Origin of the sequence: Streptomyces sp. NPDC017520 (assembly GCF_044329855.1) — a bacterium.
GTDB lineage: Bacteria > Actinomycetota > Actinomycetes > Streptomycetales > Streptomycetaceae > Streptomyces.
In genome coordinates this window covers 214584-240921 of sequence record NZ_JBIRKB010000005.1, presented here as the reverse complement: position 1 = coordinate 240921, position 26338 = coordinate 214584, and the positions used below count along the sequence as shown (strand labels likewise).

21 protein-coding genes are annotated in these 26338 nt (G+C 69.2%); 17 read left to right on the top strand and 4 right to left on the bottom strand.

What is annotated here, in order from left to right:
- Nucleotides 1-403: 403 nt before the first annotated feature.
- The 3 genes from ACH4KB_RS14385 to ACH4KB_RS14375 form a co-directional block, all read right to left on the bottom strand.
- Nucleotides 404-724 carry a hypothetical protein gene (locus ACH4KB_RS14385; RefSeq protein WP_398066270.1) on the bottom strand — a complete coding sequence of 107 codons (321 nt, stop codon included), beginning with the start codon at nt 722-724 and terminating at the stop codon, nt 404-406.
- 206 nt (nt 725-930) lie between these two features.
- Nucleotides 931-2166 carry a PucR family transcriptional regulator gene (locus ACH4KB_RS14380; RefSeq protein ID WP_398066269.1) on the bottom strand — a complete coding sequence of 412 codons (1236 nt, stop codon included), beginning with the start codon at nt 2164-2166 and terminating at the stop codon, nt 931-933.
- Nucleotides 2167-2684: 518 nt separating this feature from the next.
- Nucleotides 2685-4550 carry an FAD-dependent oxidoreductase gene (locus tag ACH4KB_RS14375; protein ID WP_398066268.1) on the bottom strand — a complete coding sequence of 622 codons (1866 nt, stop codon included), beginning with the start codon at nt 4548-4550 and terminating at the stop codon, nt 2685-2687.
- Between the two features lie 589 nt (nt 4551-5139).
- On the opposite strand from ACH4KB_RS14375, the gene ACH4KB_RS14370 reads away from it, so the two are divergent.
- From ACH4KB_RS14370 to ACH4KB_RS14300, 15 genes are all read left to right on the top strand, one after another.
- On the top strand, nt 5140-6675 hold the full coding sequence (locus ACH4KB_RS14370; protein WP_398066267.1) for a flavin-containing monooxygenase: 1536 nt from the start codon (nt 5140-5142) through the stop codon (nt 6673-6675).
- Nucleotides 6668-7603: an alpha/beta fold hydrolase gene (locus ACH4KB_RS14365; protein ID WP_398066266.1), complete on the top strand. Its 936-nt coding sequence runs from the start codon at nt 6668-6670 to the stop codon at nt 7601-7603. The genes ACH4KB_RS14370 and ACH4KB_RS14365 overlap by 8 nt, the downstream gene beginning before the upstream one ends.
- The gene (locus tag ACH4KB_RS14360) at nt 7587-8981 is read left to right on the top strand and encodes a flavin monoamine oxidase family protein (RefSeq protein ID WP_398066265.1); all 1395 of its coding nucleotides are present in this window, start codon (nt 7587-7589) and stop codon (nt 8979-8981) included. The genes ACH4KB_RS14365 and ACH4KB_RS14360 overlap by 17 nt, the downstream gene beginning before the upstream one ends.
- A complete protein-coding gene (locus ACH4KB_RS14355) occupies nt 8978-9682 on the top strand; it encodes a transporter (RefSeq protein WP_398066264.1) in 705 nt (234 codons plus the stop codon). Before ACH4KB_RS14360 ends, ACH4KB_RS14355 begins: the two co-directional genes overlap by 4 nt.
- Before the next feature lie 26 nt (nt 9683-9708).
- Nucleotides 9709-11067 (top strand): NAD-dependent succinate-semialdehyde dehydrogenase, encoded by a 1359-nt coding sequence (locus ACH4KB_RS14350; RefSeq protein WP_398066263.1) that lies wholly within the window; start codon nt 9709-9711, stop codon nt 11065-11067.
- A 28-nt stretch (nt 11068-11095) separates the two neighbouring features.
- On the top strand, nt 11096-12211 hold the full coding sequence (locus ACH4KB_RS14345) for a Zn-dependent alcohol dehydrogenase (RefSeq protein WP_359617542.1): 1116 nt from the start codon (nt 11096-11098) through the stop codon (nt 12209-12211).
- Between the two features lie 17 nt (nt 12212-12228).
- Entirely contained in the window at nt 12229-13485 is a 1257-nt protein-coding gene (locus ACH4KB_RS14340) for an aspartate aminotransferase family protein (RefSeq protein WP_398066262.1), read from the top strand.
- A gap of 100 nt (nt 13486-13585) precedes the next feature.
- A complete protein-coding gene (locus ACH4KB_RS14335; RefSeq protein WP_398066261.1) occupies nt 13586-15142 on the top strand; it encodes a long-chain fatty acid--CoA ligase in 1557 nt (518 codons plus the stop codon).
- Nucleotides 15143-15180: 38 nt separating this feature from the next.
- On the top strand, nt 15181-16857 hold the full coding sequence (locus ACH4KB_RS14330) for a class I adenylate-forming enzyme family protein (RefSeq protein WP_398066260.1): 1677 nt from the start codon (nt 15181-15183) through the stop codon (nt 16855-16857).
- 3 nt (nt 16858-16860) lie between these two features.
- On the top strand, nt 16861-17643 hold the full coding sequence (locus tag ACH4KB_RS14325) for an SDR family oxidoreductase (protein ID WP_398066259.1): 783 nt from the start codon (nt 16861-16863) through the stop codon (nt 17641-17643).
- 27 nt (nt 17644-17670) lie between these two features.
- On the top strand, nt 17671-18909 hold the full coding sequence (locus tag ACH4KB_RS14320) for an acyl-CoA dehydrogenase family protein (protein ID WP_398066258.1): 1239 nt from the start codon (nt 17671-17673) through the stop codon (nt 18907-18909).
- On the top strand, nt 18909-20009 hold the full coding sequence (locus tag ACH4KB_RS14315) for a phosphotransferase family protein (protein ID WP_398066257.1): 1101 nt from the start codon (nt 18909-18911) through the stop codon (nt 20007-20009). Before ACH4KB_RS14320 ends, ACH4KB_RS14315 begins: the two co-directional genes overlap by 1 nt.
- A gap of 129 nt (nt 20010-20138) precedes the next feature.
- Nucleotides 20139-20411, top strand: a complete 273-nt coding sequence (locus ACH4KB_RS14310) for a hypothetical protein (RefSeq protein WP_398066256.1) — start codon at nt 20139-20141, stop codon at nt 20409-20411.
- The gene (locus ACH4KB_RS14305) at nt 20408-22084 is read left to right on the top strand and encodes a transporter (protein ID WP_398066255.1); all 1677 of its coding nucleotides are present in this window, start codon (nt 20408-20410) and stop codon (nt 22082-22084) included. Before ACH4KB_RS14310 ends, ACH4KB_RS14305 begins: the two co-directional genes overlap by 4 nt.
- A gap of 290 nt (nt 22085-22374) precedes the next feature.
- Nucleotides 22375-23241 (top strand): phytanoyl-CoA dioxygenase family protein, encoded by an 867-nt coding sequence (locus ACH4KB_RS14300; RefSeq protein WP_398066254.1) that lies wholly within the window; start codon nt 22375-22377, stop codon nt 23239-23241.
- 99 nt (nt 23242-23340) lie between these two features.
- Here ACH4KB_RS14300 and ACH4KB_RS14295 read toward each other — a convergent pair whose 3' ends face one another.
- Nucleotides 23341-24663, bottom strand: a complete 1323-nt coding sequence (locus tag ACH4KB_RS14295; RefSeq protein WP_398066253.1) for a diacylglycerol/lipid kinase family protein — start codon at nt 24661-24663, stop codon at nt 23341-23343.
- Nucleotides 24664-25129: 466 nt separating this feature from the next.
- Here ACH4KB_RS14295 and ACH4KB_RS14290 point away from each other — a divergent pair, with 466 nt between their 5' ends.
- Complete coding sequence (locus ACH4KB_RS14290; protein ID WP_398066252.1) at nt 25130-26056, top strand: GAF domain-containing SpoIIE family protein phosphatase; 927 nt, start codon at nt 25130-25132, stop codon at nt 26054-26056.
- Nucleotides 25983-26315: an ATP-binding protein gene (locus ACH4KB_RS14285; RefSeq protein WP_398066251.1), complete on the top strand. Its 333-nt coding sequence runs from the start codon at nt 25983-25985 to the stop codon at nt 26313-26315. Before ACH4KB_RS14290 ends, ACH4KB_RS14285 begins: the two co-directional genes overlap by 74 nt.
- Nucleotides 26316-26338: the final 23 nt, after the last annotated feature.

The window sequence follows — 26338 nt, the reverse complement described above, 5'->3', positions numbered from 1 at the left end:
GCCCGGCGACGGAAAGGCCGCCACCGGACCCCGCCGGCCGGCTCCCCGCCTTCCGGCCCCCTCCACGACTTCTGCGGAGCGGCACTGGCGACTCCGTACAAATGGCGGAACGGCAGTGTGGACTACAGCAGCTCGGCCCGTCCCTGGTCGGGCGGCCTCAATCGCGCGGGCTGCTCTACTGGGAGGAGCAGGACAATAGATCTCCGGGGGAGGACCACGTCCCCTCTCGTGATGTAGCCGATCAAGGGCGAGGCGTGCGCCGGCACGCTACCGGGGCGCACGCCCGCGAGGGGCTTTTGCCCCCTGCACAGGAGGTGGACCACCGTGCAACCTCCGTAGTGAACGGGCGGTGCAGCGGGGTGGTCCCGGGCAGCCAACACGGATCGCGCGTGACCAAGCCGTACTAGCCGTTTTCCCGGCCCGGCAGAGGCGCGCCATCCAGGAAGGCTGCATAGGCCTCGGCTGCTTCCGGCTCGACCTCGGGGTCCGAGGGGGCGTAGCGGGTGTCAGCACGGTCCCGCTTTGGACCGGAGACCCAGAACTCCTCGCTGGTCTCGATGTCGTAGAAGTTGGCATCGAACATCCCCCCTGCACGGCGCAGCGTTCGCCCGTGGAAGTTCGCGGTCCCCCACGTCTTCGAAAAGTCCACCCACCCGATCCATGAGGGCCCGCGGTCGGTGTCGAAACCCGTTTTCAGCTGCACGAACATGATGCGTCGAGGCATGTACTCAGGGTCGCAGGATCTCCCCGGGATCTCACCAGCATTCTCGCAGCACGCCGGCCTGTTCGATCTCCTCCTGCGAACGTCCGATCCAGTTCCAGAATGACGAGCAACGCACATGACCGTAGGTCAGCGGCTTGTAAGTCTCGAAGGTCAGCAAAAGTCAGCATGAGCGGCAGGATGTGGCCGTGCGACCCCGTGGTGTGAGCTCAGCTCGGAGCGATCGTCACGATGTCAGGCGCGATGTCCAGCACCAGGAGCGCCGCCGCCACATGGGCCGGGTTGGTCTCCACCTTGACGGCCGAGAGCTCGTTGGCGCGGGAGACCCTCCGTTCGACGGTGTTGCGGTGCGCATAGAGGTTGGCGGCTGCCCGGGTGGTACTGAAGCCGCACTGCACGTAGGTGAGGAGGGCCTGCCGTAGCGCTGTGTCGGCTTCGGCCAACGGCCCGAGGGTGCTGAGGACGAACCTGCGTGCGCCGGAACGATCCTTCGTGAGCGCGTCGATCAGCTCGACATCGGCGTAGGCGGTGAATCGCCGGTCGGATCCCAGCCGGATCACCAGCGCCTGCGCCGCGAGGGCGTCCTGGTGGCTGGAGCGGAATCCATCGAGACCGCGCCCCGGCCTTCCCACCGCCGCGCGGACCTCGTCGGCCGCCACGAGATCATTCTCCACGTGGTGAAGGTCCGGGACGACTTCTCCCGAGAGCCAGATCCACCGCGACGTGGCGCTGGCCCGCGCCACCAGCGCGCTCCGGCCGCCGGCGGCGGATCGCACGGCGGAGACCTCGTCGTCCAGGGCACCGGCCTGCCGGGGGTCATCGACCCAGAGGACAAGACCCACGTGCCACCGCGCCATCCGGTAGCGCAGGCGGCCTTCGGCGAGGTCCTCCGCCATCGGCGCCCCACTGGCGATCAGCTGAATCAGCGCGATCCCCTCGGCATCCGTGTTACCCATCGCCGCGGCGAGGCCGGCTTGCCGCAGGGCCGCGACGGAGTCGAGGGCGTACTGCACCAGCGACTGCGCCGTCACGTCCAGGACTTCCACGAGAAGGACGGGGTCGGCACAGTCCGCCACGCACTCCTCCAGCCACCGCCGCCAGCCGATCCCCAGGGCCACGCGCCATGCACCGGCGAAGTCGGGCGCGATGCCCCGGGAGACGAGATCGTTGATGTACGCCGTGGTCCTGGGGCTGACGTAGGGCTCTACCCGCCGTCCCGGTTGCTGAACATTCGCGGTCATCCATTGGACCAGGTCAGAGCGGTTGAGCGCGCGATCCTCCTCGACCAGCGATGCGTCCGCGAGGAGGGCGGGGTCGTTCTGGGCGACGAGAGAGGGCCTTGCGAAGGCGCCGACCAGGGCGTCCGTTTCCGTCAGCAGGCGCTGGCAAAGTGACCTGATCGCATCCGCGACCTCACGCGAGGGCGGGGGCCACAGCTCTTCCATGTTCTCAGTGTCCCTCTGGTCTCGGGGAACCGAGGCTCCCGACATGCCGCGTCACAGACAGGTGAAGGGCTCGTCGGCGGCCTGGACGAGGACGCACGCACGGGCCGTTCGGCCACTGTTCCCTCACACTGAACGGTGGCAGACCTACCACGCCCTCACCGGCGCCACAAGCGGTTCGACGCCGTCGCCCCCTCCGCCGGGGCGCACCGGCTACCCCTGATGCGCATGGACTAGCCCCGTGTCCGGGAAAGGACTCGTCCGGGTCGGCCCGTCACCTGACAGGCACACGACCGTAGCCTCGGACAGTCGGTGAGCGCACCATGTCCATCGGTGACGATGGGACAGCAGGCGGAGCGGGAAGCCGCCGCCGCTCTCGAAGGGGCCACAGGCGCACAGCTGCGGAGGATCAGGCTGGACCTGATGCGATGACTACGGCAGCTTCGCAGAACTCGGCGGTCTGGTCGTAGCGGGTGGCGATCTCACGTCACGCCGTCACGGAGCATATTCCGCCCGAACCTTCAGGAGTCCCCGCGCCTGCGACGTCGGCGCGCCAGCGTTTTGCTGCCGTTGAAGAAGTCGTTGAACCGGTCGAGCCTCCAGACCGCTCGGAGGACGAGCGGCTGCATGAGCATCGACATCGATGGCGAGTACTTCGAGGCGTTCGACCAGATACCGGCGAGGTCATCCGACATCTCACCGTCGACGACGTAGTCGGCGAGCTGATGGGCCACGTACGGCACCTGGCAGAGGCCGTGGCCGTTGCAGGCCATCGAGTAGAAGACGTTGTCGCCCACCTGACCGGCGACCGACAGCCAGTCCGGGCTGATGCCGATCCAACCGCCCCAGGCCCGCTCGATCGCCACGTCGGACAGCGTCGGGAACCGCTTGGCCAGGTCCTTCCCCATGTCCTGCACGACTACGGGGTCCGGGACGCGGTCCGGGAGCGGATAGGTCTGACCCCGTTGTGCTTGGCGGACCCCGCAGACGATGGTGTTGCGCTCGGTGAGCCGGTAGTGGGTCATCAGCTGGTGCTGGGTGATGATGCCGGACCGGCTGGTCCAGTCCAGCTCGGCGAGCCGCTCCGGCGCGATGGGTTCCGACTCGATCTCGATGACGTACAGCGGCGTCGCCAGGTTCTTGGGCGTGATGTCCCACTCGCCGCCGTAGACGTTGGTTGCGAGGATCACCTTGTCGGCCCGTACGGTGCCGTTCGGTGTCGTGAGCTCGACGATGCCGCCTGTCCGCCGGACATCGCTCACCCGCGACTGCTCGAAGACCCTGGCCGATGAGGCGAGCAGCGCGCGACGCACACCACGAGCGAGCTTGCCCGGGTTCAGCATCCCGCCGATGGATTCCCGCATACCGCCCACGAAGCCGGCAGGGAGGCCGAGTTCCTCCCGGCTCCCGACGGTCCCGTTCCCGCCGAAGGCACGCAGGATCGCCGCCTGGGTGCGCACCCTGAGCATCATGAGGGGTGAGACCGCACCCCACACCAGGCCGTTCGCCACGTAGTCGCAGTCGATGTCGTGCGTCTTCATGAGGTCTTCGACGTAGCGGCCCGCGTGCTCCGCCAATTTGGCCATGACCGGCATCTTCTTCGGGGACTGGAGGCTGAGCATCCGCAGGTCGCCACCCGGCGCCCCGGCGATCTGGCCGCCGTTGCGCGAGGCTGCGCCGTAGCCGCAGAACTCGGCCTCCAGCAGCACCACGTCCTGGCCGCGCTCCGCGAGGCGCAGCGCCGCCGCCATGCCACCCATGCCGCCGCCGATGACGGCGATGTCACAGGTGAGGTCGCCGTCCAGTGCAGGCTGAACGTCGTCCGGCCGGTCGATCCAGCCGCTGAAGTTGTTGTACTTCGTGCCGTCGGTCCTCATGATGTCCTGATCTCCTCCTGGATGGGATTTTCGGCTTGCCTCGGCTCCGCGTGGCCCGCTCGGCAGCGCCCCCGAGGCCCCGGCTCCTCGTCGCTCTCCCTTGGCCGCGACCGAGCGGGCTGGAAGGTCCCCCGTCCACAGAAGACCGGGACGCGCCTCGACGACCGCGGTCGAGGCATTGACCGCCGCTGCGATGATGCTGAGGAGGGAGTCGAAGCCCACGGAGCGACGAAGGTCGACGACCCGCCCCTCTCCGACGATCCGGTAGTCGTCCCCCGCGGCCACTTCATCGACCGGTTCGAAAAATCCGAACGTGATCTCCAGATCGATCACCACTTCGCCTTTGAGTACACCCCGGGCGGCATGGGTGACAGCCGCTATCTGCCCCGGTTCGATACACATGTGGTCCCCGACGCGCGGCGAAGTCGTCACGACAGCGGGTTCGGCCTCTGCCACGTCCACCGTGTCGAGATCCCATCCGAGCCCTGCCGCGAGCGCACCTAGCCCCACGGTGACAGTCTGGTTACTCGACGCACACCCCTAGGCACCCCGGTCGGCGCACCCTCGCCATGGTGTTCGGCAAAACTGGACTTCGCCTGTGGCGATTGCCTCGTATCCCACTGTCCTCAGCCACGACCGCGGCGAGAACGACACCGAGCACCTATTTTTCCCGGGGGTGGTGCACGGCGCACAGCCCGGTCAGCGAGAAACGGTGACGCGAAGGCGACGGCTGCTTCATCGGACCCGGCGGTCTTGTCAACGTCCGGACGAACTCATGCTCGGCATCGGGCAGTTCATGGCGACGGTTCACCCCGTCATGATCCAACGAACGTCTGTCACGCCGGTCTCGCTGCCGCAATGACTGGCGCATGGCCGGCCGCCGGACAGCCGTCTCCGGCCGCCCTGCTCCCGGAAGGACCTGGCCGCGGGCTCCACCGGGGCCGCGCCCCGAACGTCGGACACCGTATGGGCGCAGCGGCCCGGCCCGCCTGTGCATCGTGCACCGAGCCCTGGCAAAGGAGGTGCCCGCTGTCGTTCTCGCAGGCGGTCGCTGCTCGCGACAGTGAGGTATCCGCCACAGGAACAGCGAGGAAACGCCATGACAGCTGAGGTGTTGGACGCCGTCGAGGAGTTCGACGTGGTGATCATCGGAGCAGGGATCTCCGGGATCGGCGCGGCCACCTATGTCAGCCGGGAGCTGCCCGACAAGTCGCTCGCCGTGCTGGAAGCGCGCGAGGACATCGGAGGCACGTGGGACCTGTTCCGCTATCCCGGCATCCGCTCGGACTCCGACCTCCACACGTTCGGATACGCGTTCAAGCCCTGGCGCCACGAAGCCGCGATCGCCGACGCTCCCCTCATAAAGGGATACCTCCACGAGACCGTCGAGGAGAACGGCCTGGAGCGCGTCCTCAGGCTCGGCCACCGGGTCGTCCGCTCGGAGTGGTCCACGGCGGACTCACGGTGGACCCTCACCGTCCAGACGTCGGACCCCGCCACGGGAGCGCCCCGGACCAGGACGATCCACGCGGGATGGGTCTTCGCCGCCACCGGCTACTACCGGTACGACGAGGGGTTCTCCCCGGAGTTCCCGGGGAGGGACGAGTTCGAAGGCCGGATCGTCCATCCGCAGCACTGGCCCGAGGGACTCGACTACAGCGGCAAGAAGGTCGTCGTCATCGGCAGCGGCGCGACCGCGATCACGCTGGTGCCCGCCATGACCACCGGGGCGGGCGCCGCCCGGCACGTGACGATGCTGCAGCGCACCCCCACCTACGTCATGGCGCTCCCCCGTGTCGACAGGGCCGCCCTGGCGCTCACGAAGCTGCTCGGGGAAGAGCGCGGATACGCCGTGACGCGGTTCAAGAACATCTGGACGGAACACGCCGTCGTGAAGGGGCTGCGGAGGTTCCCCAAGGCAGGACGGGCCTTCATCCGGCGTGAGAACGTCAAGCGCCTTCCCAGGGGATTCGATGTCGACAAGCACTTCAACCCGCCGTACGACCCGTGGGACCAGCGGTTGTGCGTGGCACCGGACGGGGACTTCTTCGACGCGATCAAGGAAGGAAGGGCCTCCGTCGTCACCGACGCCGTGGCCCGGTTCAGCAAGCGCGGCATAGTCCTGGCGTCGGGCGAGGAGCTGGAGGCCGATGTCGTCGTCACCGCGACGGGACTGAACCTGCAGCTCTTCGGCGGCATGCCCCTCGTGGTCGACGGACGCCAGGTCGACCTCGCGGACGCGCTCTGTTACCGCGGCATGCTGCTGAGCGGCATCCCGAACTGGGCGATGGCGATCGGCTACACCACCTCGTCCTGGACGCTCAAGGTGAGCCTGATGTGCCGCTACTTCATCGACCTGGTCAGGCACATGGACGCCCGCGGATACGACACGGTGGTTCCGGTCGCACCGTCGGGAACGAACCGCCGGCCCGTCATGGACATCCAGGCCGGATACGCCAAGCGCAGCGAGAAGTTCATGCCCAAACAGGGCCCCGAGAAGCCCTGGCGGATGGCGATGTCCTTCCCCGAGGACGCCAGGGCCCTGCGCGGCCCGGTGGCCGACGAGCACCTCGAGTTCGGCGCGCGCCGGGCGGCCGCCCAGTTGCCCGGTGGGAGGCGGACCACCCATGCCTGAGACCAGCCGCGCCGAGACCGTCGACCAGTACGCGACCCTGCCGTCCGGGATGACGATCTGTTTCCGGGACCACGGCGACAAGGCCGATCCCGCGATGCTGCTCATCGCGGGACTGGGCGAGGACCTCACCTTCTGGACCGACTCGTTCGTCGGCTCCCTGGTCACCAGCGGCTTCCGGGTCGTCCGGATCGACAACCGCGACGTCGGCCGGTCGACGTTCGTCGCCGCTCCCCCTCCCGGGCTCTGGCGTCAGATCGCCGGGCGTCCGCGCGGCGACGGGTACGCGCTGTCCGACATGGCCCGGGACGCCGTCGGCGTACTCGACCACCTCGGGATCGCGCGGGCACACCTGGCCGGGCGGTCGATGGGTGGAATGATCGCGCAGACGATCGCGGCCACGGCGCCCGAGCGGGTCCTGTCGCTGGCCTCCCTCTACTCCACCACCGGGGGGCGCAAGGTCGGTCAGCCGGCTCTGTCGACGATCCGGCTCCTCGCCGCGCCGCCGGCGAGGAACAGGACCGCGGCGGTCCGTGCCCACCTGCGGCTCACCCGGCACGTCACGGGAACGGAACATCCCCTCGATGACGCGGCCGAGGCGGCCATCGCGGCTCGTGGGTGGGACCGCAGCGCCGGCGAACCGGCGGCCGGCACGGCACGCCAGATCCAGGCGATCCAGCGCTCCGGAGACCGTACGGCCGAGTTGAGCAGAATCACAGCCCCGACGCTGGTCATCCACGGTGACCGGGACCCGCTGGTCGACCCGAGTGGCGGCGTCGCGACCGTTCGGGCAATCCGCTCGGCCCAGCACGTGGTCATTCCCGGTATGGGCCATCACATTCCCGAGGGCCTCGTCGCCCCCATCACGACCTACATCTCGCAGCACGCGAACAGCGTGTGTGAAGGAGGAAACCATGACCGGATCTCGTAAATCCGACTCCGGGGACACCACGGTCGACGTCGTGATCGTCGGTGCCGGCTTCGCCGGTCTGAGCGCTGCCGAACGGCTGGTGAGCATGGGGCGGTCCGTCCTGGTCGTGGAAGCCCGCGACCGCGTCGGAGGCCGATCGCTCTCGGGTGAGGTGGCGGGCGTGAAGGTCGACCTCGGAGCGACATGGGTAGCACGACGCCACACCGCCATCCGGGACCTCGCGAACCGGATGGGATGTACCACGACCGGCCAGTTCGACCAGGGTCGCAACGTGCTGTGGATGGCAGGACGGCGCCGCACCTACAGCGGCACCATCCCCAAGGTCTCCCCCGCGGTCCTGGTGGACATGGCCCGCATGCAGACGGCGGTGAGCAAGCTGGTCGCGACCATCGACGTGAACGCCGCGTGGGAGACGCCCGAAGCGGGCCGGCTCGACGCGATCTCGTTCGGCGAGTGGCTCGACCGGAAGTGCGCGCTGCCCAGCACCCGTGCGCTGATGACCATCGTCAGCAAGGTGCAGTGGGGCTGCACCCCGGGAGACGTCTCCCTGCTGCACGTGATGCGCTACATCCGTGCAGCGGGCGGGCTCCATCACATGCTGGACGTCGAGGGCGGAGCGAACGAGGACCGGTTCGTCGAGACCACCCAGGAGATCGCCAAGCGGGTGGCGGAGCGGCTCGGCGACCGCGTGCGACTGGAGACACCGGTGCGCCGCATCACGCAGGACGACAACGGCGTCACCGTCCGCACCGATTCCGGCGAGATCCACGCGGGATACGCGATCGTCACGGCCGCACCGGCGCACCGCGCCACCATCGAGTTCGAGCCCGCTCTGCCCGAGCGGGCCGAGGGGCTGACGCGAACCTGGCGCATGGGTGTCCTCAGCAAGGCCTTCGTGGCCTACGAGAAGCCGTTCTGGCGGACCGACGGTTTCTCCGGTGAGGCGCTGACCGACACCGGAACCGTGTTCATCACCTTCGACGTGTCCCCCGCCCCCGGCGGACCGGGTGTTCTGATGGCCTTCTGCGACCCTCGCGTCTTCGATGGCTTCGACCCCGAGACCCGACGCGACCTGGTCGTTCGGCAGCTCGTCGACCTCTACGGTCCGCAGGCCCGCACCCCGATCGACTACCTGGACCACTGCTGGGGAGCGGAACCCTTCGCCCCGGGCGGCCCCCACCCTGTCGCCGGTCCCCACGCGACCACGAGCTACGGCAAGGCGCTGACCGAGCCCCACGCACGCATCCACTGGGCCGGCACCGAGACCGCCGGCGAATGGGCCGGCACCATGAACGGCGCGGTCCTGACGGGCCAGCGCACCGCCGAGAACATCGCCACCCTCCTGTCCCGAGACGTCCGACAGGGGGCGTCGCGTTGAAGGAGGCGCTGTTCCTGCTTGCCGACCTGTGGATGATCTTCGTCGGCTACTTCTACGGCTGGAAACTCATCCGCCGGTACGGCAACTACCTCCTCGGTCTCGAGTTGATGGTCGTCGCGACGTCGGGCAGCAACTTCCTGCTCTGGTCGCTGCTCGGGGCCGAGAGCGACAGCGTCCTGTACGACGTCGCGTACTTCTTCGACGCCTTCTCCAGGTCGGTCGGCATCACGCTCATTCTGATCATGGGCCTGATGAAGGTCACCCACCGCTACAAGCCGAGCCGCAGCGTCGACGTCGCCGTGTTCGGAGTCGCGATCGTGGCCGGTCTGTTCCTCCGGCCCTTCCACGGCGCGGATCTCCACACCGGCGGCACCGCGTTCTGGGTCGCCGTGTTCTATGTCGTCGTCAACCTCCTCACGGCGGTCTTCCTCGGGTACTTCGCGAAGCGGCTCTGGAACGCGGGCGCGAAGCGGCTCGCGATCTGGACGGGCCTGGTCACCGCCGCCGGGACCACCATCGCGTTGATCTACGACTTCTTCCCGCTGCCGTTCGACGACGCGAACCGCACGATCTTCTACACCGCCGCGCTGGCGACGTGGGGCACCCAGGGATTCGTCTACTTCCGCGCCTACCGCGCACTGCACGACCACAACGCGGCCTCGGACGCGAACCCGGCCCGCGCGACCGGGGCCGTCGCGTGAACCCGTCACACCAACAAGGAGTCAGCATGGCGAAGAGGCACGTGTACGCGGTGGTGGACCCGGCCACCGGCAAGTTGGTCAAGGAGTACCCCACCGCGACGGACGAGGTCGTCGACGCGGCACTCGACGCGGCGGCGGGCGCCTACGCGCGGTGGTCGCGGCGGACCTCCGTGGAAGAGCGCGCCCAGTTGTTGCATGCCGTCGCAACCCTGCACAGCGAGCGCAGCCAGCATCTTGCCGAGATCATCCGCCGGGAGATGGGCAAGACGGTGGCCGAGGCCGTCGGGGAGGTCGAGTTCAGCGCCTCCATCTACCGGTACTACGCCGAGAACGCGGAGAAGTTCCTCACCGACGAGCCGATCGAGCTCCTGGAGGGGGAGGGCACCGCTTTCGTCCGACGCCAGCCGGTCGGCGTGCTGCTGGGGATCATGCCCTGGAACTACCCGTACTACCAGGTGGCCCGGTTCGCCGCACCCAATCTCGCGCTGGGCAACACCATCGTGCTCAAGCACGCGTCGCAGTGTCCGGAGTCGTCCGCGGCTCTCCAGCAGCTGTTCACGGACGCGGGCTTCCCCGAGGGCTGTTACGTCAACGTCCACGCCACCGGCGAACAGATCGGTCGCGCCATCGCGGACCCCCGTGTGCAGGGCGTCTCCTTCACCGGTTCGGAGCGGGCCGGCGCGGAGGTCGCCGAGAAGGCCGGGCGCAGCCTCAAGAAGGTGGTGCTCGAACTGGGCGGCTCGGACCCCTTCATCGTGCTTTCCACCGACGACCTGGACGCCACGGTCCAGGCGGCGGTCGAGACCCGCTTCGAGAACGCCGGTCAGGCGTGCAACGCCGGGAAGCGCTTCATCGTCGCCGAGGACGTCTACGACGCCTTCCTCGACAAGTTCACCGAGAAGGTGCTCGCGCTGACCGACGGCCTGGCGCCGCTGTCCTCGGTCGCCGCCGCCGAGTACGTCGAGGAACAGGTCGAGCGGGCCGTCGCTGACGGGGCGGCCTTCGTCTCCGCACGAGAGCGCGAGGGGGCCTACTTCCCGCCCGGCGTGCTGACGGGCGTCTCGCCGACGTCGCCGTCGGCCGCCGAGGAGCTCTTCGGCCCCGTCGCGACCGTCTACCGGGTCGCATCCGAGGACGAGGCTGTCTCACTGGCCAACGGCACGCCGTATGGGCTGGGCTCCTACGTGTTCACGACGGACACCGAGCAGGCGCTGCGCGTCGCCGGCCAGATCGACGCAGGCATGGTCTTCATCAACGGCGTCGGCCTCGAAGGCGCGGAACTACCTTTTGGCGGAGTCAAGTTGTCCGGTTTCGGCCGCGAGCTGGGCCGGGCGGGAATCGACGAGTTCGCCAACAGGAAGCTCATCCGCACCGCTCGGACGTGATCGCCCGGAACTCGGAAGGGAGACTTTCATGACCATCGAATTCGACGCCGCTGTCTTCAGGACGCCGAACGAACCACTGACCGTCGAGAGAGTGACGATCCCCTCGACGCCTCCGCCCGGCGAAGTACTCGTGCGGCTCCAGGCGAGCGGGGTGTGCCACAGCGACCTCCACGTCCTCCTGGGCGAATGGGAGGTTCCTACGCCGATGATCCTCGGCCATGAGGGAGCCGGGATCGTCGAGAGCGTCGGCGAAGGCGTCACGACACTGAAGAAGGGCGACCACGTCGTGCTGTCCTGGACGCCCTCGTGTCGCCGCTGCCGCTACTGCATCAGTGGCAGGCCCGTCCTCTGCGACATGGTCAGCCAGCACTCGGCAAACCACCTGTCGTTCGACGGCCGGTCCCGGATCACTTCCGCCGACGGGGGCGACGTGCTCAGCTTCGCGGGCCTCGGAACGTTCGGCCAGTACACCCTCGTGCCCGAATCGGGCGCCATCGCCATCCGGGACGACGCGCCGTTCCCGCAGTCGGCTCTGGTCGGATGCGCCGTCACGACCGGCGTCGGCGCGGCCGTCAATACCGCCGGCGTGCGGCCGAGCGACACCGTGCTGGTCCTCGGCTGCGGCGGCGTCGGCCTGAACGCGATCCAGGGTGCCCGGCTCGCCGGCGCGCGGAAGATCATCGCCGCGGACATCTCCGACGAGAAGCTGGAGCAGGCGCGCGTCTTCGGCGCGACCGACCTGATCAACAACGGCCGCGAGGATTTCGCGGACAGGGTGCGACAGCTCACCGACGGACACGGTGTGGAGATCGCCATCGAGGCCATCGGGCTGCCCCGCACCATCGAGTCGGCCTACGAGGTCCTGGCCCGGGGCGGCACGGCGGTGGTCGCCGGGCAGGTGGCGGACGGCCTGAAGATCTCCATCGATCCCTTCGTCATGTCCGATCAGGAGCTCTCGCTCATCGGCTCGAACTACGGCTCCAGCAAGCCGGCTTCCGACTTTCCGCTGCTGATCGACCACTACATGAACGATCGCATCGAGCTCGACTCCCTGGTGACAAGCGTGATCGGTCTGAAGGACGTCAACGAGGCGTTCGACCAGATGAAGCGCGGCATCGGCATCCGCTCGGTGATCACGTACTGAAAGGCAGGGGCGATCTCATGGCCCTGGAATCATCACGCTCGGCCTTCGAGCGAGCCCGCCGCAGCGTCGGCGGAGGAGTGGGGTCGGGGCTGCGCGCCGCGATGCCACCCCATCCGCTCTTCGTGCGCGAGGCGCGGGGCGCGTACGTCTGGGACCTGGACGGCGACCGGTACATCGACTACGTGATGGCCTGGGGCCCGCTCGTCCTCGGTCACGGCGACCCCCGCCTGGTGTCCGCCGTGACCGAGGTCGCGACGAGGATGCAGGTCGTCGGCACCGGCCACCCGCTCGAGTACCTCGCGGCGGAAGCGGTCCTCGAAGCCGTGCCGCACGGCGAGCGACTGCTGTGGAGCAACACGGGGACCGAAGCGGTGCAGGTGGCGCTGCGCCTCGCGCGCGCCGCCACCGGCCGGCGCCGCGTCCTCAAGTTCGCCAAGAGCTACCACGGCTGGCACGACACCGTGTACGCCGGGATGTCCGAGGACGACTGCGGCCGCCCCGCCACCCCCGGCGGACCGGGACAGTCGGCAAGCGTGCTCGACGACTTGGTCGTGGCGCGCTTCAACGACGTACAGCTGGCCGAGCGCCTGCTGAGCGAGTCCGTCGAGCGCGACATCGCGGCCGTGCTCGTCGACCCGGTGATGAGCAACGCCGGCGTCGAAGCACCCGCACCGCAGTTCCTGTCGACATTGCGGACCCTCTGCGACCGGCACGGCGTCGTCCTCGTCTTCGACGAGGTGATCGCCGGGTTCCGGATCGCACGGGGCGGGGCGGCCGAGAAGTACGGCGTGCTGCCCGACCTGTCCGTCTTCGGGAAGGCGATGGCCGGCGGGTTCACCCAGAGCGCCGTCGTCGGCCGGGCCGGACTGGTCGATCAGGTGACGACCGGCGTCGTGCACGCCGGAACCTTCAACGCCAACCCGATCGCCCTGGCGGCCGTCGCGGCGACGATGCAGGCCCTGGCCGATCCCGCGGTCTACGAGTTGCTCGAACGGACCTCGGCCGAGTTCGAAGCACTCGTCGGCGGCGCTCTCGGTCCATCCGCTGAGTTCGGCCGCTTCAACCGGGTCGGCTCGCTCCTCCAGTACGTCCCTGCCGGCGGGACCACCGGGCTCCACGGAACCAGCGGGCTCTGGACCGAGATCCTCGAAGGGATGCTGCGTCAGGGCTTCCTGTTCATGCCGTCCGGCAAGGTCTTCATCAGCACGACACACACCACCCCCGACATCGAGGCGACGGCCGAGGCCCTCGACCGGCTCCTGCGGACGTTGTGACGCCTGCTTCGAGCCATGCGCAACCCTCACCCGCTCCGAGCCAGGCCGCGTGTTCGTTCCCCCGCGGCCTGGCCCGGCCCACCTTCCCGGAAGACCCACCATGCTGAACCTCTCGGTCCTGCTCGAGGACTCCGCCCGCACGCACCCGGACCAGGACGCCGTCGTCCTGGGCACGACGCGTCTCACCTACGCCCAGGTCGAGGCCGCCGCCAACCGGGTCGCCAACCTCCTGGTCGACCGCGGCATCTGGCCCGGCGACAAGGTCGCGCTCAGCTGCCCGAACGTGCCCTGGTTCCCCATCGTCTACTACGGGATCCTCAAGGCCGGCGCAGTCGTCGTACCGCTCAACATCCTGCTCAAGGGCCGGGAGGTCGCCTACCACCTCGCCGACTCGGAGGCGAAGGCGTACTTCTGCTTCGAGGGCGGCGAGGGCCTGCCGACGGGTGCGGAGGGACACGCCGGGTTCACCGGGTCCCCGGCCTGTGAGCACTTCTTCGTCATCACCGCCGACCCTGCTGCGGAGAGCCCGATCGAAAGCGCCGAGACCTTGGGCGCAGCGCTGCGAGGCACTGCGACGACGTTCGACAGCGTCGGCACGTCGGGGGACGACCCGGCCGTGCTGCTCTACACGAGTGGTACGACAGGACAGGCGAAGGGTGCCGAACTCAGCCACGCCAATCTGGTTCTCAACGCCCTCGCGTGCAACAAGCTGTTGGAGAACCGGCCGGCCCGGGACACCCATCTGGTCGTGCTGCCGCTGTTCCACTCCTTCGGGGCGACCGTGCAGATGAACGCCGGCTTCTCGACGGCGAGCACGCTGGTGCTGCTGCCACGGTTCGACGCCCGGCAGACGGTGTCCCTGATGCAGCAGGAGGACATCACCGTCTTCGCGGGCGTCCCCACCATGTGGTGGGGCCTGCTGCAGGCGCTCACCGACGACGTCGACGTCGAGCGCATAGCGAGGAACCTGCGCGTCGGCGCCTCCGGCGGCGCGTCCCTCCCTGCGGAGCTCATCAAGCAGGTCAGGGAGCGACTGGGCGTCCAGGTCCTGGAGGGCTACGGCCTCTCCGAGACCTCGCCGGTGGCGACCTTCAGCGATCCGACGCGGGAGCCCCGGCCCGGGTCGATCGGCGTGCCGATCTGGGGCGTCGAGGTCAAGCTCGTCAACCCGGACTGGTCGGAGGTCGAGGACGACGGCACGGGCAGCGCCATCGGGGAGATCGCGGTCAAGGGCCACAACGTCATGAAGGGCTACCACGGCCGCCCCGAGGCCACCGCCGAAGCCATCAGGGACGGCTGGTTCCGCACCGGCGACCTGGCACGCAGGGACAAGGACGGCTTCTACTACATCGTCGACCGGGCGAAGGACCTGATCATCCGCGGTGGCTTCAACGTGTACCCGCGCGAGATCGAGGAGGTCCTGATGACGCACCCGGCGGTCAGCCTGGCCGCGGTCATCGGCGTGCCCCACGAGAGCCACGGCGAGGAGATCAAGGCGTTCGTCATCCTCGACCGTGGTGCCGAGGCCCGCCCCGACGAGCTGATCGCATGGGGCAAGGAGCAGATGGCCGGCTACAAGTACCCGCGCATCGTGGAGATCGTGCCGACCCTGCCGATGACGTCCACGGGAAAGATCCTCAAGCGCGAACTCACGTGACACGCCAAGCTCATGAACTTGGTCGGGAAGGACGGCAGATGGCAGTGGACAAGGGCCGGCGGCGCGACACGTTCCTCGGCAGCCCGGGTACGGGCGACGCGGTTCCTGACTCGCTCGTGGCCGCCTGGAAGGCGCGCGTGGCGAAGAACCCGGACGGCACCGCTCTCCGCTACTTCGACGGTGTTCTGTCCGCGCGGGAGGTGGACGCGGCGTCGGACGCCTTGGCCACCGTGTTCGAGGCGCACGGAACCGTCCGGGGTGATCGTGTCGGGGTGTACCTGCAGAACGTTCCGCAATACGCGCTGGTGCTGCTGGCCCTGTGGAAGCTGGGGGCCACGGCGCTGGGACTCAACCCGATGTACCGGCGCCAGGAGCTCCGCCGCATCATCGACGATTCCGGGGCGGTCGGGGTCGTCTGTGCGGACGTGGACGTCCACGAGACGCTCGGGACGCTGGCGGGGAGCACGGTGCGCTGGCTGATCAGCACGTCGGCGCTGGACTACCAGTCGAGGAGCGATCCGCGGGTCTTCACGACGACGCAACGCCACGCCCCGGGGCCGGACGGCGATCTGGTGGCGTTGATAAGCGAGTTCGAGGGCCGCAGCCCCTCGCCCGTGGGGCCGACCCGTGACGACGTCGCGTTCCTGACGTACACCTCGGGCACGACGGGGCCGCCGAAGGGTGCCATGAACACCCACGGCAACGTCCTGAGCGTGGTTTCGACCTGCGCGTCGTGGATGGGCGTGGGCGACGGGGACGTCGTCTTCGCCATGGCCCCGCTGTTCCACATCACCGGTGCCGTGGTCAACGCGACGATCTCCCTGCTCACCGACACCACGCTCGTCCTGACGGGCCGGTTCCACCCCGAGGTCGCCCTGGAGGCATTCGCCGAGCACGGGGTGACCTACACGATCGGCTCCATCACGGCGTACAACGCGATCCACGAGCTGCCGCAGGCCGGACCGGAGCACTTCACGTCGGTGAAGGCCCTGTACTCCGGGGGTGCGCCGATCCCGGCGGCGACCGTCGAGCGGTTCCGGGAGCGGTTCGGCGTCTACCTCCACAACGGCTACGGGATGACGGAGACGACCTCCGCCGTCATCGCCGTGCCACCAGGGGAGAGAGCGCCGGTGCATCGGCCGAGCGGGACTCTGTCCATCGGGAAACCCCTGCCGCACCTCACCGCGCGCGTCGTGGACCTTCACGGTGACGCGGTGCCGAGCGGGGAGCAGGGCGAACTCGAGTTGAGCGGGCCGCAGGTGGTGGCCGGCTATTGGGACAAGCCCGAGGCCACCCGTCGGACCATGCCGGAAGGCCGACTCCGTACCGGCGACGTCGCCGTCATCGACGAGGGGGGCTGGGTCTACCTGGTGGACCGGCTCAAGGACCAGATCAACGTGTCCGGATACAAGGTCTGGCCGCGTGAGGTCGAGGACGCGTTGTACGAGCACCCGTCGGTGCTCGAGGCCGCGGTCATCGGCCGGCCGGACGCCTACCGCGGAGAGACCGTCGTGGCCTACGTCTCGCTCAAGGCAGGTCTCGACGCCACGGCGGAAGAGCTGATCGCCTTCTCCCGCGACCGGCTGGCCGCCTACAAGTGCCCCCGCACGATCCATGTCATCGCCGACCTGCCCAAGACCCAGAGCGGCAAGATCCGGCGCGCCGAGCTCCGCGGCCTCAACGGTCTGCGGCCGGCCTCCCCCTCGAAGGACTGATCCATGAGCGAGAACCACACCGACCGCGGCCGGTTCTCCGGGCGCGTCGCCGTAGTGACCGGAGCCAGCCGGGGCATCGGTCTCGCCGTCGCGGAACGACTCGTCGCCGAAGGGGCGCGCGTGTGCATCACGGCGCGCAAGGCCGGACCGCTCGAAGAGGCCGCCGCCGCTCTTCCGCCGGGCAGCGTCGTCACCGTCGCCGGCGGAGCGGACGACCCCGAGCACCGCCGCGAGGTCTTCGACACCGTCGCGCGCGAGTTCGGCGGGCTGGACGTCCTGGTGAACAACGCGGGAATCAACCCGGCGTACGGTCCCGTCGTCGGCCTGGACCTCGACGTCGCCCGGAAGGTCCTTGAGGTCAACGTCCTGGCCACCCTCGCCTGGGTGCAGGAGGCGGTGGCCCACCCCGGGCTTCGATTCACCGAACGTCACGGCACCGTCGTGAACCTCTCCTCCGTCACCGGCGACACCCCCGCCTCCGGCATCGGCCTGTACGGCGTGAGCAAGGCGGCGGTGTCCCACCTGACCAGGACTCTGGCCGTCGAACTCGGCCCGGAGGTCCGTGTCAACGCGGTGGCACCGGCCGTGGTGAAGACCCGGTTCGCCGAAGCCCTGTACGCGGGCAAGGAAACCGAGGTGGCCGCCGACTACCCCCTGCGGCGTCTGGGCGTGCCGTCCGACATCGCCTCCGCGGTGGCGTACCTGGCCTCGGAGGACTCCTCATGGGTCACCGGTCACGTCCTCACCGTCGATGGCGGCCTCACGGTCGCCGGCGGCACCGCGTAACAACCTCGCTCACCCCAAAGGACTGCCATGACCACCCCTCCCCTTCCCCCGGAGATCGCGAGCCTGCGTGAGCGCACGCGCCGGTTCATACGCGAGTCCGTCGTCGACGCCGAGCCCATGCCTGGCGGACGTCTCGACCAGGACGCCCGCGACCGGCTACAGGCCGCGGCCAAGGAAGTCGGCGTCTTCGCACCACTCGTGCCGACGGAGTACGGCGGGCAGGGCCTGCCCATCGAGCACTGGTCACCGATCCTTCAGGAAGCCGGCTACTCGCCGATCGGTCCCGTCGCGCTCAACTGCATGGCCCCCGACGAGGGGAACATGCACATGCTCAACCTCATCGCGACCGAGGAGCAGAAGAAGCGCTATCTCGCGCCTCTGGCGGCGGGAGCCGTCCGGTCGTGCTTCGGCATGACCGAGCCCCACCCCGGAGCGGGTTCCGACCCGGCGGCGCTGCGGACCACGGCCGTGCGCGCCGACGGCGGCTGGGTCATCGACGGCCACAAGCGCTTCACCAGCGGCGCTGTCGGTGCCGCCTTCTGCATCGTCATGGCGGGGACCCCGGCCGTCGACGGTGCCCCGCAGGGGGCCACCATGTTCCTCGTCGACATGACGAACCCCGGGATCCGGGTCGGTGAGGCGATTCACACCGTGGACCGCACCATCGACGGCGGTCACCCTCACCTGTACATCGAGAACTGCTTCGTCCCCGACGACGCGGTCCTCGGCGAGGTCGGACTCGGATTCCGCTACGCGCAGGTACGGCTCGGCCCCGCACGTCTCACGCACTGCATGCGGTGGTTGGGGCTGGCACGGCGAGCACACGACACCGCCCTCGACCGGGCCGGGAAGAGGGAGCTGTTCGGGGCGCCGATCGACTCCCTCGGCCTGGCGCAGCACCTGATCGCCGAGTCCGTGATCGACATCGAGACGTCCGACGCGATCATCACCAAGACCGCGGCGCTGCTGCACAGCGACCCGAAGGCGGGCTCCGCAATGTCCTCGGTCGCGAAGGTGCACTGCTCAGAGGCGATCTTCCGGGTGATCGACAGAGCCATCCAGATCTGCGGCGGGGACGGCGTCTCCGACGGGCTCCCCTTGGCGCAGTACCTGAACGAGGTCCGCCCGTTCCGCATCTACGACGGCTCCAACGAGACCCACCGGTGGGCCATCGCCCGCCGGGCCTCGGCCGGCCGACGCGCAGCAGTCCAGGCCGGGGACCAGTACAGGGGCGATGCCGTCGTGGGCCGGGGCGGAGGCGCGTGATGCACACCGTCCCCGACGGGGTGGAAGTCGTCGCGAGCTGGGGCCGGGCCCGTCACCTCGACAGCCCTCCGCTCCTGGTCGTCGACGCGGCGACCAGCTTTCTCGACCAACAGGGCATCGGCAGCGGCACGCTCGCGTGGCAGCGCATCGGCGATGGCCAATCCAACGTCACCTACCTGATCGAGCGTGGTGGCGAGTGCGTCGTCCTACGCCGCGGCCCCCGGCCGCCGCTGCCGAAGTCGACGCACGACATGATGCGCGAGGCCCGCGTCCAGAAGATCCTCGGCGAGCGCGGGGTGCCGGTACCGGAGATCATCGCGGTCTGCGAGGACGAATCGCTTCTCGGCGTGCCGTTCTACCTCATGTCCCGGCTCGACGGCACGGTCATCACCGACTCCGTCCCGCCGCACCTCTCCTGCGCCGAACAGCGCCGGGCCACCAGCGAGGCGGTCATCGACGCCCTCGTGACCTTGCACGGCATCGACGTGACCCGGGGGGAGCTCGCCTCCCTGGGCTTGCCCGAGGGGTATCTCCGGCGCCAGGTCGAGCGGTTCCACAGCCTGTGGGAGATCAACACCACGCGCAGCCTGCCTGCGGTGGAGCGCATCGGGGAGTGGCTCGCCCGCAACCTCCCGCCGAGCCAGGCGGCCTCGGTGGTGCACGGCGACTACCGCATGGGCAACCTCATGTTCGCCCCCCAGGCACCGGCCAGGATCCTCGGGATCCTGGACTGGGAGATGGCCACCCTCGGCGACCCGCTCGCGGACCTGGGTTACCTCACCGCCACCTACTCCGAGGCGGGCAGCCCCGCCACCCCGCTCGAACTCACCCGGGTGACCCGGTCGCCCGGATACCTCACCCGGCGCCAACTGGCAGAGCGCTACCGATGCCGCACGGGCCTCGATCTCACCCCGCTCCCTTGGTACCAGACCCTCGCCCTGTGGAAGGCGGCGATCTTCTGCGAGGCCATCTACACCCGCTGGCAGCGCGGCGAGCGCCCCCACGACACGTCCTTCGGACCGTCGCTCGAGACGGGTGTTCCCCGTCTGTTGGAACGGGCCGGCCACTACGCCGGCCTGACAGCGATCACGCGCCGCTGACGCCCGACGCTCCACGGTACGGGGCTCTGCACCGACATCGCCGCGGCCCGGCCGCCCTCCTCGTGCCTCTCAGTCACCAGCGTGCCGTTCCTTCTCGTCTCCGTCTTTTTCTCCTCAGAGAGAGGTACCGTGCACTCCGCTCCCTCCCCGTCCCCATCCCGCGACCTACGGGTCCTGGTCACGGTCAACGCACTGCCGCTCGCCGTCGGTGTGCTGCTCTCCTGCTCCACGCCCCTCGGAGCCATCTCCCTGTACGGGCGTCTCACCCTCGCCCTGGGCTGGGCGCTCGCACAGCTCGTCGTCCTCGTCGGCGCGGCCTGGTGGTACGAGAGCCGGTCCGCGTCCTCCGGTGAACCGGCGTCGGCGACGACCGCTGCCTCCTCGGCCGGAGGCACGTGGTGACGACGTGCCTCCTGAGCGTCGGCTCGACCGACCTCATCGGCCCTGCCGCGAGGGGCGCGGTCATCTGTTCTTTCCTCGTCTTCATCGGTCTCTGCCTGCTGTGGATCTTCACCCTCGCGACGCAGACCGACGACCCGGAACGCCTCTATGTGGCCGACCGGTCCCTCCCACCGGTCTTCAACGGCGTCGCGATCGCGGGTGAACAGATCACGGTCGTCATTCTGGTCTCGCTGCCGGGGGCGATCGCCCTCTTCGGCTACGACGGGGTCTCGACCGCCGTCGACAGCGCGCTCGCCCTCGGGGTCTTCCTGCTGCTCGCCGCCAGGGTTCGTGCGACCCGCCGCTACACCCTCGGCGCGCTGTTCTCCCTGCGCGCCGAGGGACCGGGGGCGCGGATCGCCGGTGCGGTGGTGACGCTGTGCATCGCCGTACCCCTGCTCATGGTCCAGCTGCGTGCCGGCGGCATCACCGCGGCTCTTCTGATCGGCATGCCGACCGAGACGGCCCAGGTGGTGTGCACGGTGATGATGGGATGCCTCATCACGTTCTTCGCGGGAGTGGCCGATCTCCGTGGGACCAGTTTCGTGCAGGTCGCCAAGGTGCCCGTGGCTCTGGCGACGCTCACCGCGGTGATCCTGCTGGCGCTCCACCGGTTCGACTGGAGTCCCGCGTCCCTGCTGTCCGCCGCCGTGGACAACAGCACGTCGCCGGACGAGTACCTCAGTCCCGGGTTGTGGGCGCACTCCGCCGGTCTCGGACCGCTCGGCACGCTCAGCGACCACATCGTCGTCATCCTCGGCACCGCGATGATGCCCCACCTGCTCCTTCGCGTCAGCGCTGGTCGGGACGTGCCTGCCGCCCGGCGCTCACTGAGCGTCGCCGTTGGGTTGACCGGCGTCTTCTACCTGCTCCTCATCACAGCCGGCTTCGCCGCGGCCGCGGTGGTGGGCAGCGGACGGATCGGGGCGGTCGACTCGAAGGGACAGGGAGCCCCGATCCTCCTCGCATCGGAGGTGCTCCCCCACCATTCCACCGGCCGGGTCGTGCTCATCACCCTCGTGGCCTGCGTCGCCTTCCTCGCCGTCCTCACAGCCGTGGCAAGTGTGACCTTCGCCGCCGCCGTCTCCGTGACCCGCGACCTGATCGGTCAGAGGGGCCTTGCGAGGGCCGGCATCAGGGAGCCGACGGTCATGCGGCTGGCCGTGGTCGCGCTCTGCGCTGTGAGCCTTGTTCTCACCACGACCGTGCACCGCTACCCCATCGAGTTCCTCCTCGCGTTCTCGCTGAGTCTCGCGGCCTCATGTGTATTCCCCGCGCTCGTCTACTCCTTCCTCTGGACCGGTTTCGACCGCCGAGGGCTGCTGTGGCTGGTCTACGGCGGGCTGTCCCTCTGTGTTCTGCTGACCCTCTTCTCCCCAGCGGTGTCCGGGACGGCGTACGCGCTGCTGCCGGACCGGGACTTCGACCTGTTCCCGCTCCACACCCCTGGACTGGTCTCCGTCCCGGCGGCCTTCCTGCTCGGATGGCTCGGCAGCGCGCGTCCGTGGGAGCGGGCCGCAGGGCGCCGGCACGCTGCATCGCGGGAGGCAGGGCGACAGGGACACGTCCCGGATCCCAGCCGCGATGGCCCCTGGGCAGGCATCGGCTCCGACCGGGACGGCGTCGGCGGATAGCCCGCCCTGACCGCGAACGCCCGGGATCCGGACCGGCAGCCATGCTCGGGCGACCCGCCTGTTCACCACGCACCGGCCCGATCGAAACAGGTGCACGCCGTCATTCTCGTCGGCGGTGGCGGGTGGCGAAAGTTACGCCACCCGCCACAGGAACAACGAAGAAGCCGCCTTGACGATCCAACCCGCTTGACCGTCGCGAGGGCGACGCGCAGTCGACCACGAAAGCCAGGATGCCGTCGGCCGATCGGGGCTCCGATCGGCCGGAGTTCATGTCGAGGAGAGAGATTCACATGACAGCACAGAAGCAGCCCCAGACTCTGTCGTCGGTAGCGGTCGGCACTCCGGCAGACGAGATCCTTGAGCTCCTGACCCGCGATGGCAGCCTCATCGTCAAGGATTTCCTGACGCAGAAGCAGATGTGCCGGTTCAATTCCGAAATCGAGCCCCCGCTGCAGGCGCTTCACCCGGGCTCGACCCACGGGAACGACATGGTGGCCGCGTTCCACGGCAGCAACACCAAGCGGCTCACGAACCTGGTCACGCACAGTGCCACGTTCCGCAACGAGATCCTCGAGCACCGGCTGGTCCACGAGATCTGTGACCGGATCTTCCTCCCGGAGTCGGGCACGTACTGGATGACCACCGCGCAGGTGATCGAGATCGGCCCGCACAGCCAGGCGCAGATGCTGCACCGGGACCTGGAGAACTGGTTCCCGTTCGTCGCGATGGGGCCCAGGGGCCCGGAAGTCGCCGTCAACTTCCTGATCGCCCTGACCGACTTCACGGAGGAGAACGGTGCCACCCGCGTCATCCCTGGGAGCAACCACTGGGGCGACTTCGAGGACCGTGGGACTCCCGGCCAGACGATTCCGGCGGTCATGAACGCCGGCGACGCCCTGCTGTTCAGCGGCAAGACCGCGCACGGCGGCGGAGCGAACCGGACGAACGACGAATACCGGCGGGCCGTGGCCTTCGCTCTCAACCCGGGGTTCCTCACCGGCGAGGAGGCGTACCCCTTCCTGATCGACATGGAGGTCGCCAGAACGCTCTCGCCGCGCGTCCAGCGCATGCTCGGCTTCCGCTCCCAGTACCCGACGGGCTCCCCCGGCCTGTGGCAGGTCGACTACGCCGACCTGGGCGACTACCTCGGTCTCTAGAAGCCGACTCGATCAGCCAACGAGCCATGCTCTGAGGGGCTCGTGCATCGTCGGAGCAGAGCGCGGGTGTCACCGAGGACCGCAGGGACCGGACGGCCATCAGGTGTGGCTCTCTCCGGATGCTGTGTGCTGGGCGGGACCGAACGCAAGGGCGAGCAGTTTCCGCCAGTCGACAGGAGGCGCTGGAGGCAGCGCACCGCGGCGCTCGCGTGGCAGCAGTACTCGCAGCACGCGGGACCGTACCGAGCACACGACCGGTGTGCGCAGCCACAGCGCCTCCCCGTCGACCGCCACCGGAAGCCGCGACTCCTCCCCGCCCACCGTCACCAGGTGCCGCGGTCCCCCCGCAGTGACCTCGACCCGCCGCGCGGTCGCCACGGCGAGCCCCGGCGCCTGTGAGCCCCATAGGGCCAGCTCTGCCGCCTGTACCGCGTTCTCCACTCTGACCCCGATGACACCCAGCTCACCGTCGTCGAGCACGGGCCGGCGCCCGGCGCTGCTCAGTTCGTCGGGCGAGATGTACGGGTTGTTGCTGATCAACAGCGCCTGCAGGTCCGCGAGCCGGGCACCGTCCACGCGCGCGTCGAGTCGTCGCGCGCCCGGCCTGGTCAGGAGGCCCGGCATCAGCTTCAGGGCGGTGCCCGTCTTGTCGTCGCGGTACTCGGGGCTCTGCACAATGTCCGCGTACACGCCGAAGGACACCGTGTTGACGAAAGGACGGCCGGAGACGTCACCGAGATCGACCCGGGTCTCCTCACCGTCGATCAAGGCATCGAGGCAACGAGCCGGGTCGGCGCGGTCGAGGCCGAGATCCATGGCGAAATGGTTACGGGTGCCCGCAGCGATCACGAGGAAGGGCAGTCCGTGTTCGGCGGCGACGGCCGCGACCAGTGCCTGAGTACCGTCGCCGCCGGCGACACCGAGCAGGTCGGCCCCATTCCCCACGGCCTCTCGGGCCAGTCCGCCTACATCGACCGGGGCTGACGGGTCCAGGAGGATCACCCGCGCCCCCAGTCGCTCCGCCCGCTTCACGAGATCGAACCGGGTGACCTTGCCACCGCCCGCCTTCGGATTCATGATCAGCACCGCCCGCCTCGGCCGACGTGCGCGGACGGGTCGCTGCGACCGGGGCGGCCGCGCTCGGTGCAGCGCCGCGCGGCCGCAGGCCGACGCCGTCACCCAGCACAGGCTGGAGATCAACGCGATCAGCCACAGACCACTCCGTACGTAGAACACGAGCACGCCGATCGGCGCCGCAACGGCCACGAACGCGCCGAGCAGCCGCACCAGACCGCGTCGGGCCACAGCCCACCAGATGCCTGCGGCGCAGATCACCAGCCCGAAGAGCCCGACCACCACCAGGAGCAGTCCGCCCGCGCCCAGCGCGAGCAGCAGCACGACCACGGCGGCGGTGGCCGCCACCACGGCGCACCGCGCGAGCAGCCGGGCGGCCGGCCATGCCCGCGCCCGCGCCTTCCGTGTCCTGTCTATGGCCCTCTCCTAAAAGCAGACTCCTGCGTGCGTACCGGCTGGGCCACGTCAGCCTGTTCGAGCGGGTACAGACCGAAGCTTCCCGTCTCACCGACGACTGGCACATGATTCACCTGGCCTCGATGAGACTGGTCACGATCGGCTTCGACTACGTAGACCACTCCTCGGAAGAGGTCGTCGCCGCCTACCAGGAGGAGCGCGACCATCTGGTGCAGCGCAGGCTCGCCCTCACCAACAGGGCGAGCAAGCGAATCGGGACCACGCTCGACGTCACCCGTACCGCGGAGGAGCTGACGGAGGTTTGCACTGAGGACTTCGCCGACCTCGTCACCGTCGACCTCTTCGACACCGCCCCTGGGTCACCCAGCATTCCGTCCTCGACGGCTGTCCGGAGTCCTTGCTCCGCAGAGGCGAGGCCCACTCCTGTCCCGACGACTCGCAACCGGCTCGCGCACTGGTCACCGGACGATCTGTCCTGCACCACGTCGCGGGGGCCGGGATACCAGCGTGGATGGCACCGTCCGAGTCCCGCCGCGAGGTGTTGCGTGCGCTCGGCCTCCACTCGGTTCTCCTCGTTCCTCTGCACTCCCGCGGGGGCACCCTGGGCCTCGTGCAATTCGTACGCCATCGCACCTCGGCCCCCCTCGACGACGACGATCTCCTTCTCGCGCAGGAGATCGCCTCCAGGGCGGCGGTGTCCATGACCAGCGCCTCTTGCCTGTACGCGATCTACGACCCCGTCTCCCGCCGGTGCTCCCTCGCCAGTGCCGGTCACCTCCCGCCGACCGTGGTGCCCCTGTCGCCTACGAATCGGACCTCCAGCGTGGCCGAATTGCCCGAGGTACCGATCGGCCCGCCTCTCGGCCTGGGCGGGCTCCCTTTCGAGACGGCCGAGTTCGAACTGCCGGAAGGCAGCCTGCTGGTCCTCCACACCGACGGGCTACTCGCCGGCCGCACGCGTGACGTGGACGTCGGACTCGCCACGCTGCACGACGTTCTCACCTCGGCACCGGAGTCGCTGGAGGAGACATGCGACCAGCTGCTGGCCTCGCTCCTGCCTGGCCGCCCGGCTGATGACGTGGCGCTGTTGGTGGCCCGGACCCGAGCCCTCGACCCCGACCAAGTCGCGGTGATCGACCTCCCGTCCGATGCGGCGGCCGTGTCCGGGCCCGCCGCTTCACCTCCGACATCCTGGCGGCCTGGGGACTGGAGGAACTGTCCTTCACCACGGAGCTGGTCTCAGCGAACTGGTGACGAACGCGATCCGCTACGGCAGGAGTCCGGTCCAACTACGACTGATCCTCCAGGCGACGCTCACCTGTGAGGTCTCCGACGCCAGCAGCACCGCCCCGCATATGCGCCGGGCCCGGATCCTCGACGAAGGCGGCCGGGGCCTGCTCCTGGTGGCCCAGCTCACCGAACGCTGGGGCACGCGACACCATCGTGAGGGAAAGGTCATCTGGGCCGAGCAGGCTCTCCCGGCGGGAAGCGGGCCGAGCATCGAAGGAATCCAACCCCCTCTGACCGGGGGCAGAGAAGAGAGTTCGGCCGAACGGTCCGCCTGGCCGGTGACCGAGCGTTGACGGGGATGACTGTGTCGACCGAC

Excerpts from the sequence above, each read along its gene's own strand:
- ACH4KB_RS14385 (WP_398066270.1), bottom strand. The coding sequence starts at position 724 with ATGCCTCGACGCATCATGTTCGTGCAGCTGAAAACGGGTTTCGACACC.
- ACH4KB_RS14380 (WP_398066269.1), bottom strand. The coding sequence starts at position 2,166 with ATGGAAGAGCTGTGGCCCCCGCCCTCGCGTGAGGTCGCGGATGCGATC.
- ACH4KB_RS14370 (WP_398066267.1), top strand. The coding sequence starts at position 5,140 with ATGACAGCTGAGGTGTTGGACGCCGTCGAGGAGTTCGACGTGGTGATC.
- ACH4KB_RS14365 (WP_398066266.1), top strand. The coding sequence starts at position 6,668 with ATGCCTGAGACCAGCCGCGCCGAGACCGTCGACCAGTACGCGACCCTG.
- ACH4KB_RS14360 (WP_398066265.1), top strand. The coding sequence starts at position 7,587 with ATGACCGGATCTCGTAAATCCGACTCCGGGGACACCACGGTCGACGTC.
- ACH4KB_RS14350 (WP_398066263.1), top strand. The coding sequence starts at position 9,709 with ATGGCGAAGAGGCACGTGTACGCGGTGGTGGACCCGGCCACCGGCAAG.
- ACH4KB_RS14345 (WP_359617542.1), top strand. The coding sequence starts at position 11,096 with ATGACCATCGAATTCGACGCCGCTGTCTTCAGGACGCCGAACGAACCA.
- ACH4KB_RS14340 (WP_398066262.1), top strand. The coding sequence starts at position 12,229 with ATGGCCCTGGAATCATCACGCTCGGCCTTCGAGCGAGCCCGCCGCAGC.
- ACH4KB_RS14335 (WP_398066261.1), top strand. The coding sequence starts at position 13,586 with ATGCTGAACCTCTCGGTCCTGCTCGAGGACTCCGCCCGCACGCACCCG.
- ACH4KB_RS14330 (WP_398066260.1), top strand. The coding sequence starts at position 15,181 with ATGGCAGTGGACAAGGGCCGGCGGCGCGACACGTTCCTCGGCAGCCCG.
- ACH4KB_RS14325 (WP_398066259.1), top strand. The coding sequence starts at position 16,861 with ATGAGCGAGAACCACACCGACCGCGGCCGGTTCTCCGGGCGCGTCGCC.
- ACH4KB_RS14320 (WP_398066258.1), top strand. The coding sequence starts at position 17,671 with ATGACCACCCCTCCCCTTCCCCCGGAGATCGCGAGCCTGCGTGAGCGC.
- ACH4KB_RS14315 (WP_398066257.1), top strand. The coding sequence starts at position 18,909 with ATGCACACCGTCCCCGACGGGGTGGAAGTCGTCGCGAGCTGGGGCCGG.
- ACH4KB_RS14300 (WP_398066254.1), top strand. The coding sequence starts at position 22,375 with ATGACAGCACAGAAGCAGCCCCAGACTCTGTCGTCGGTAGCGGTCGGC.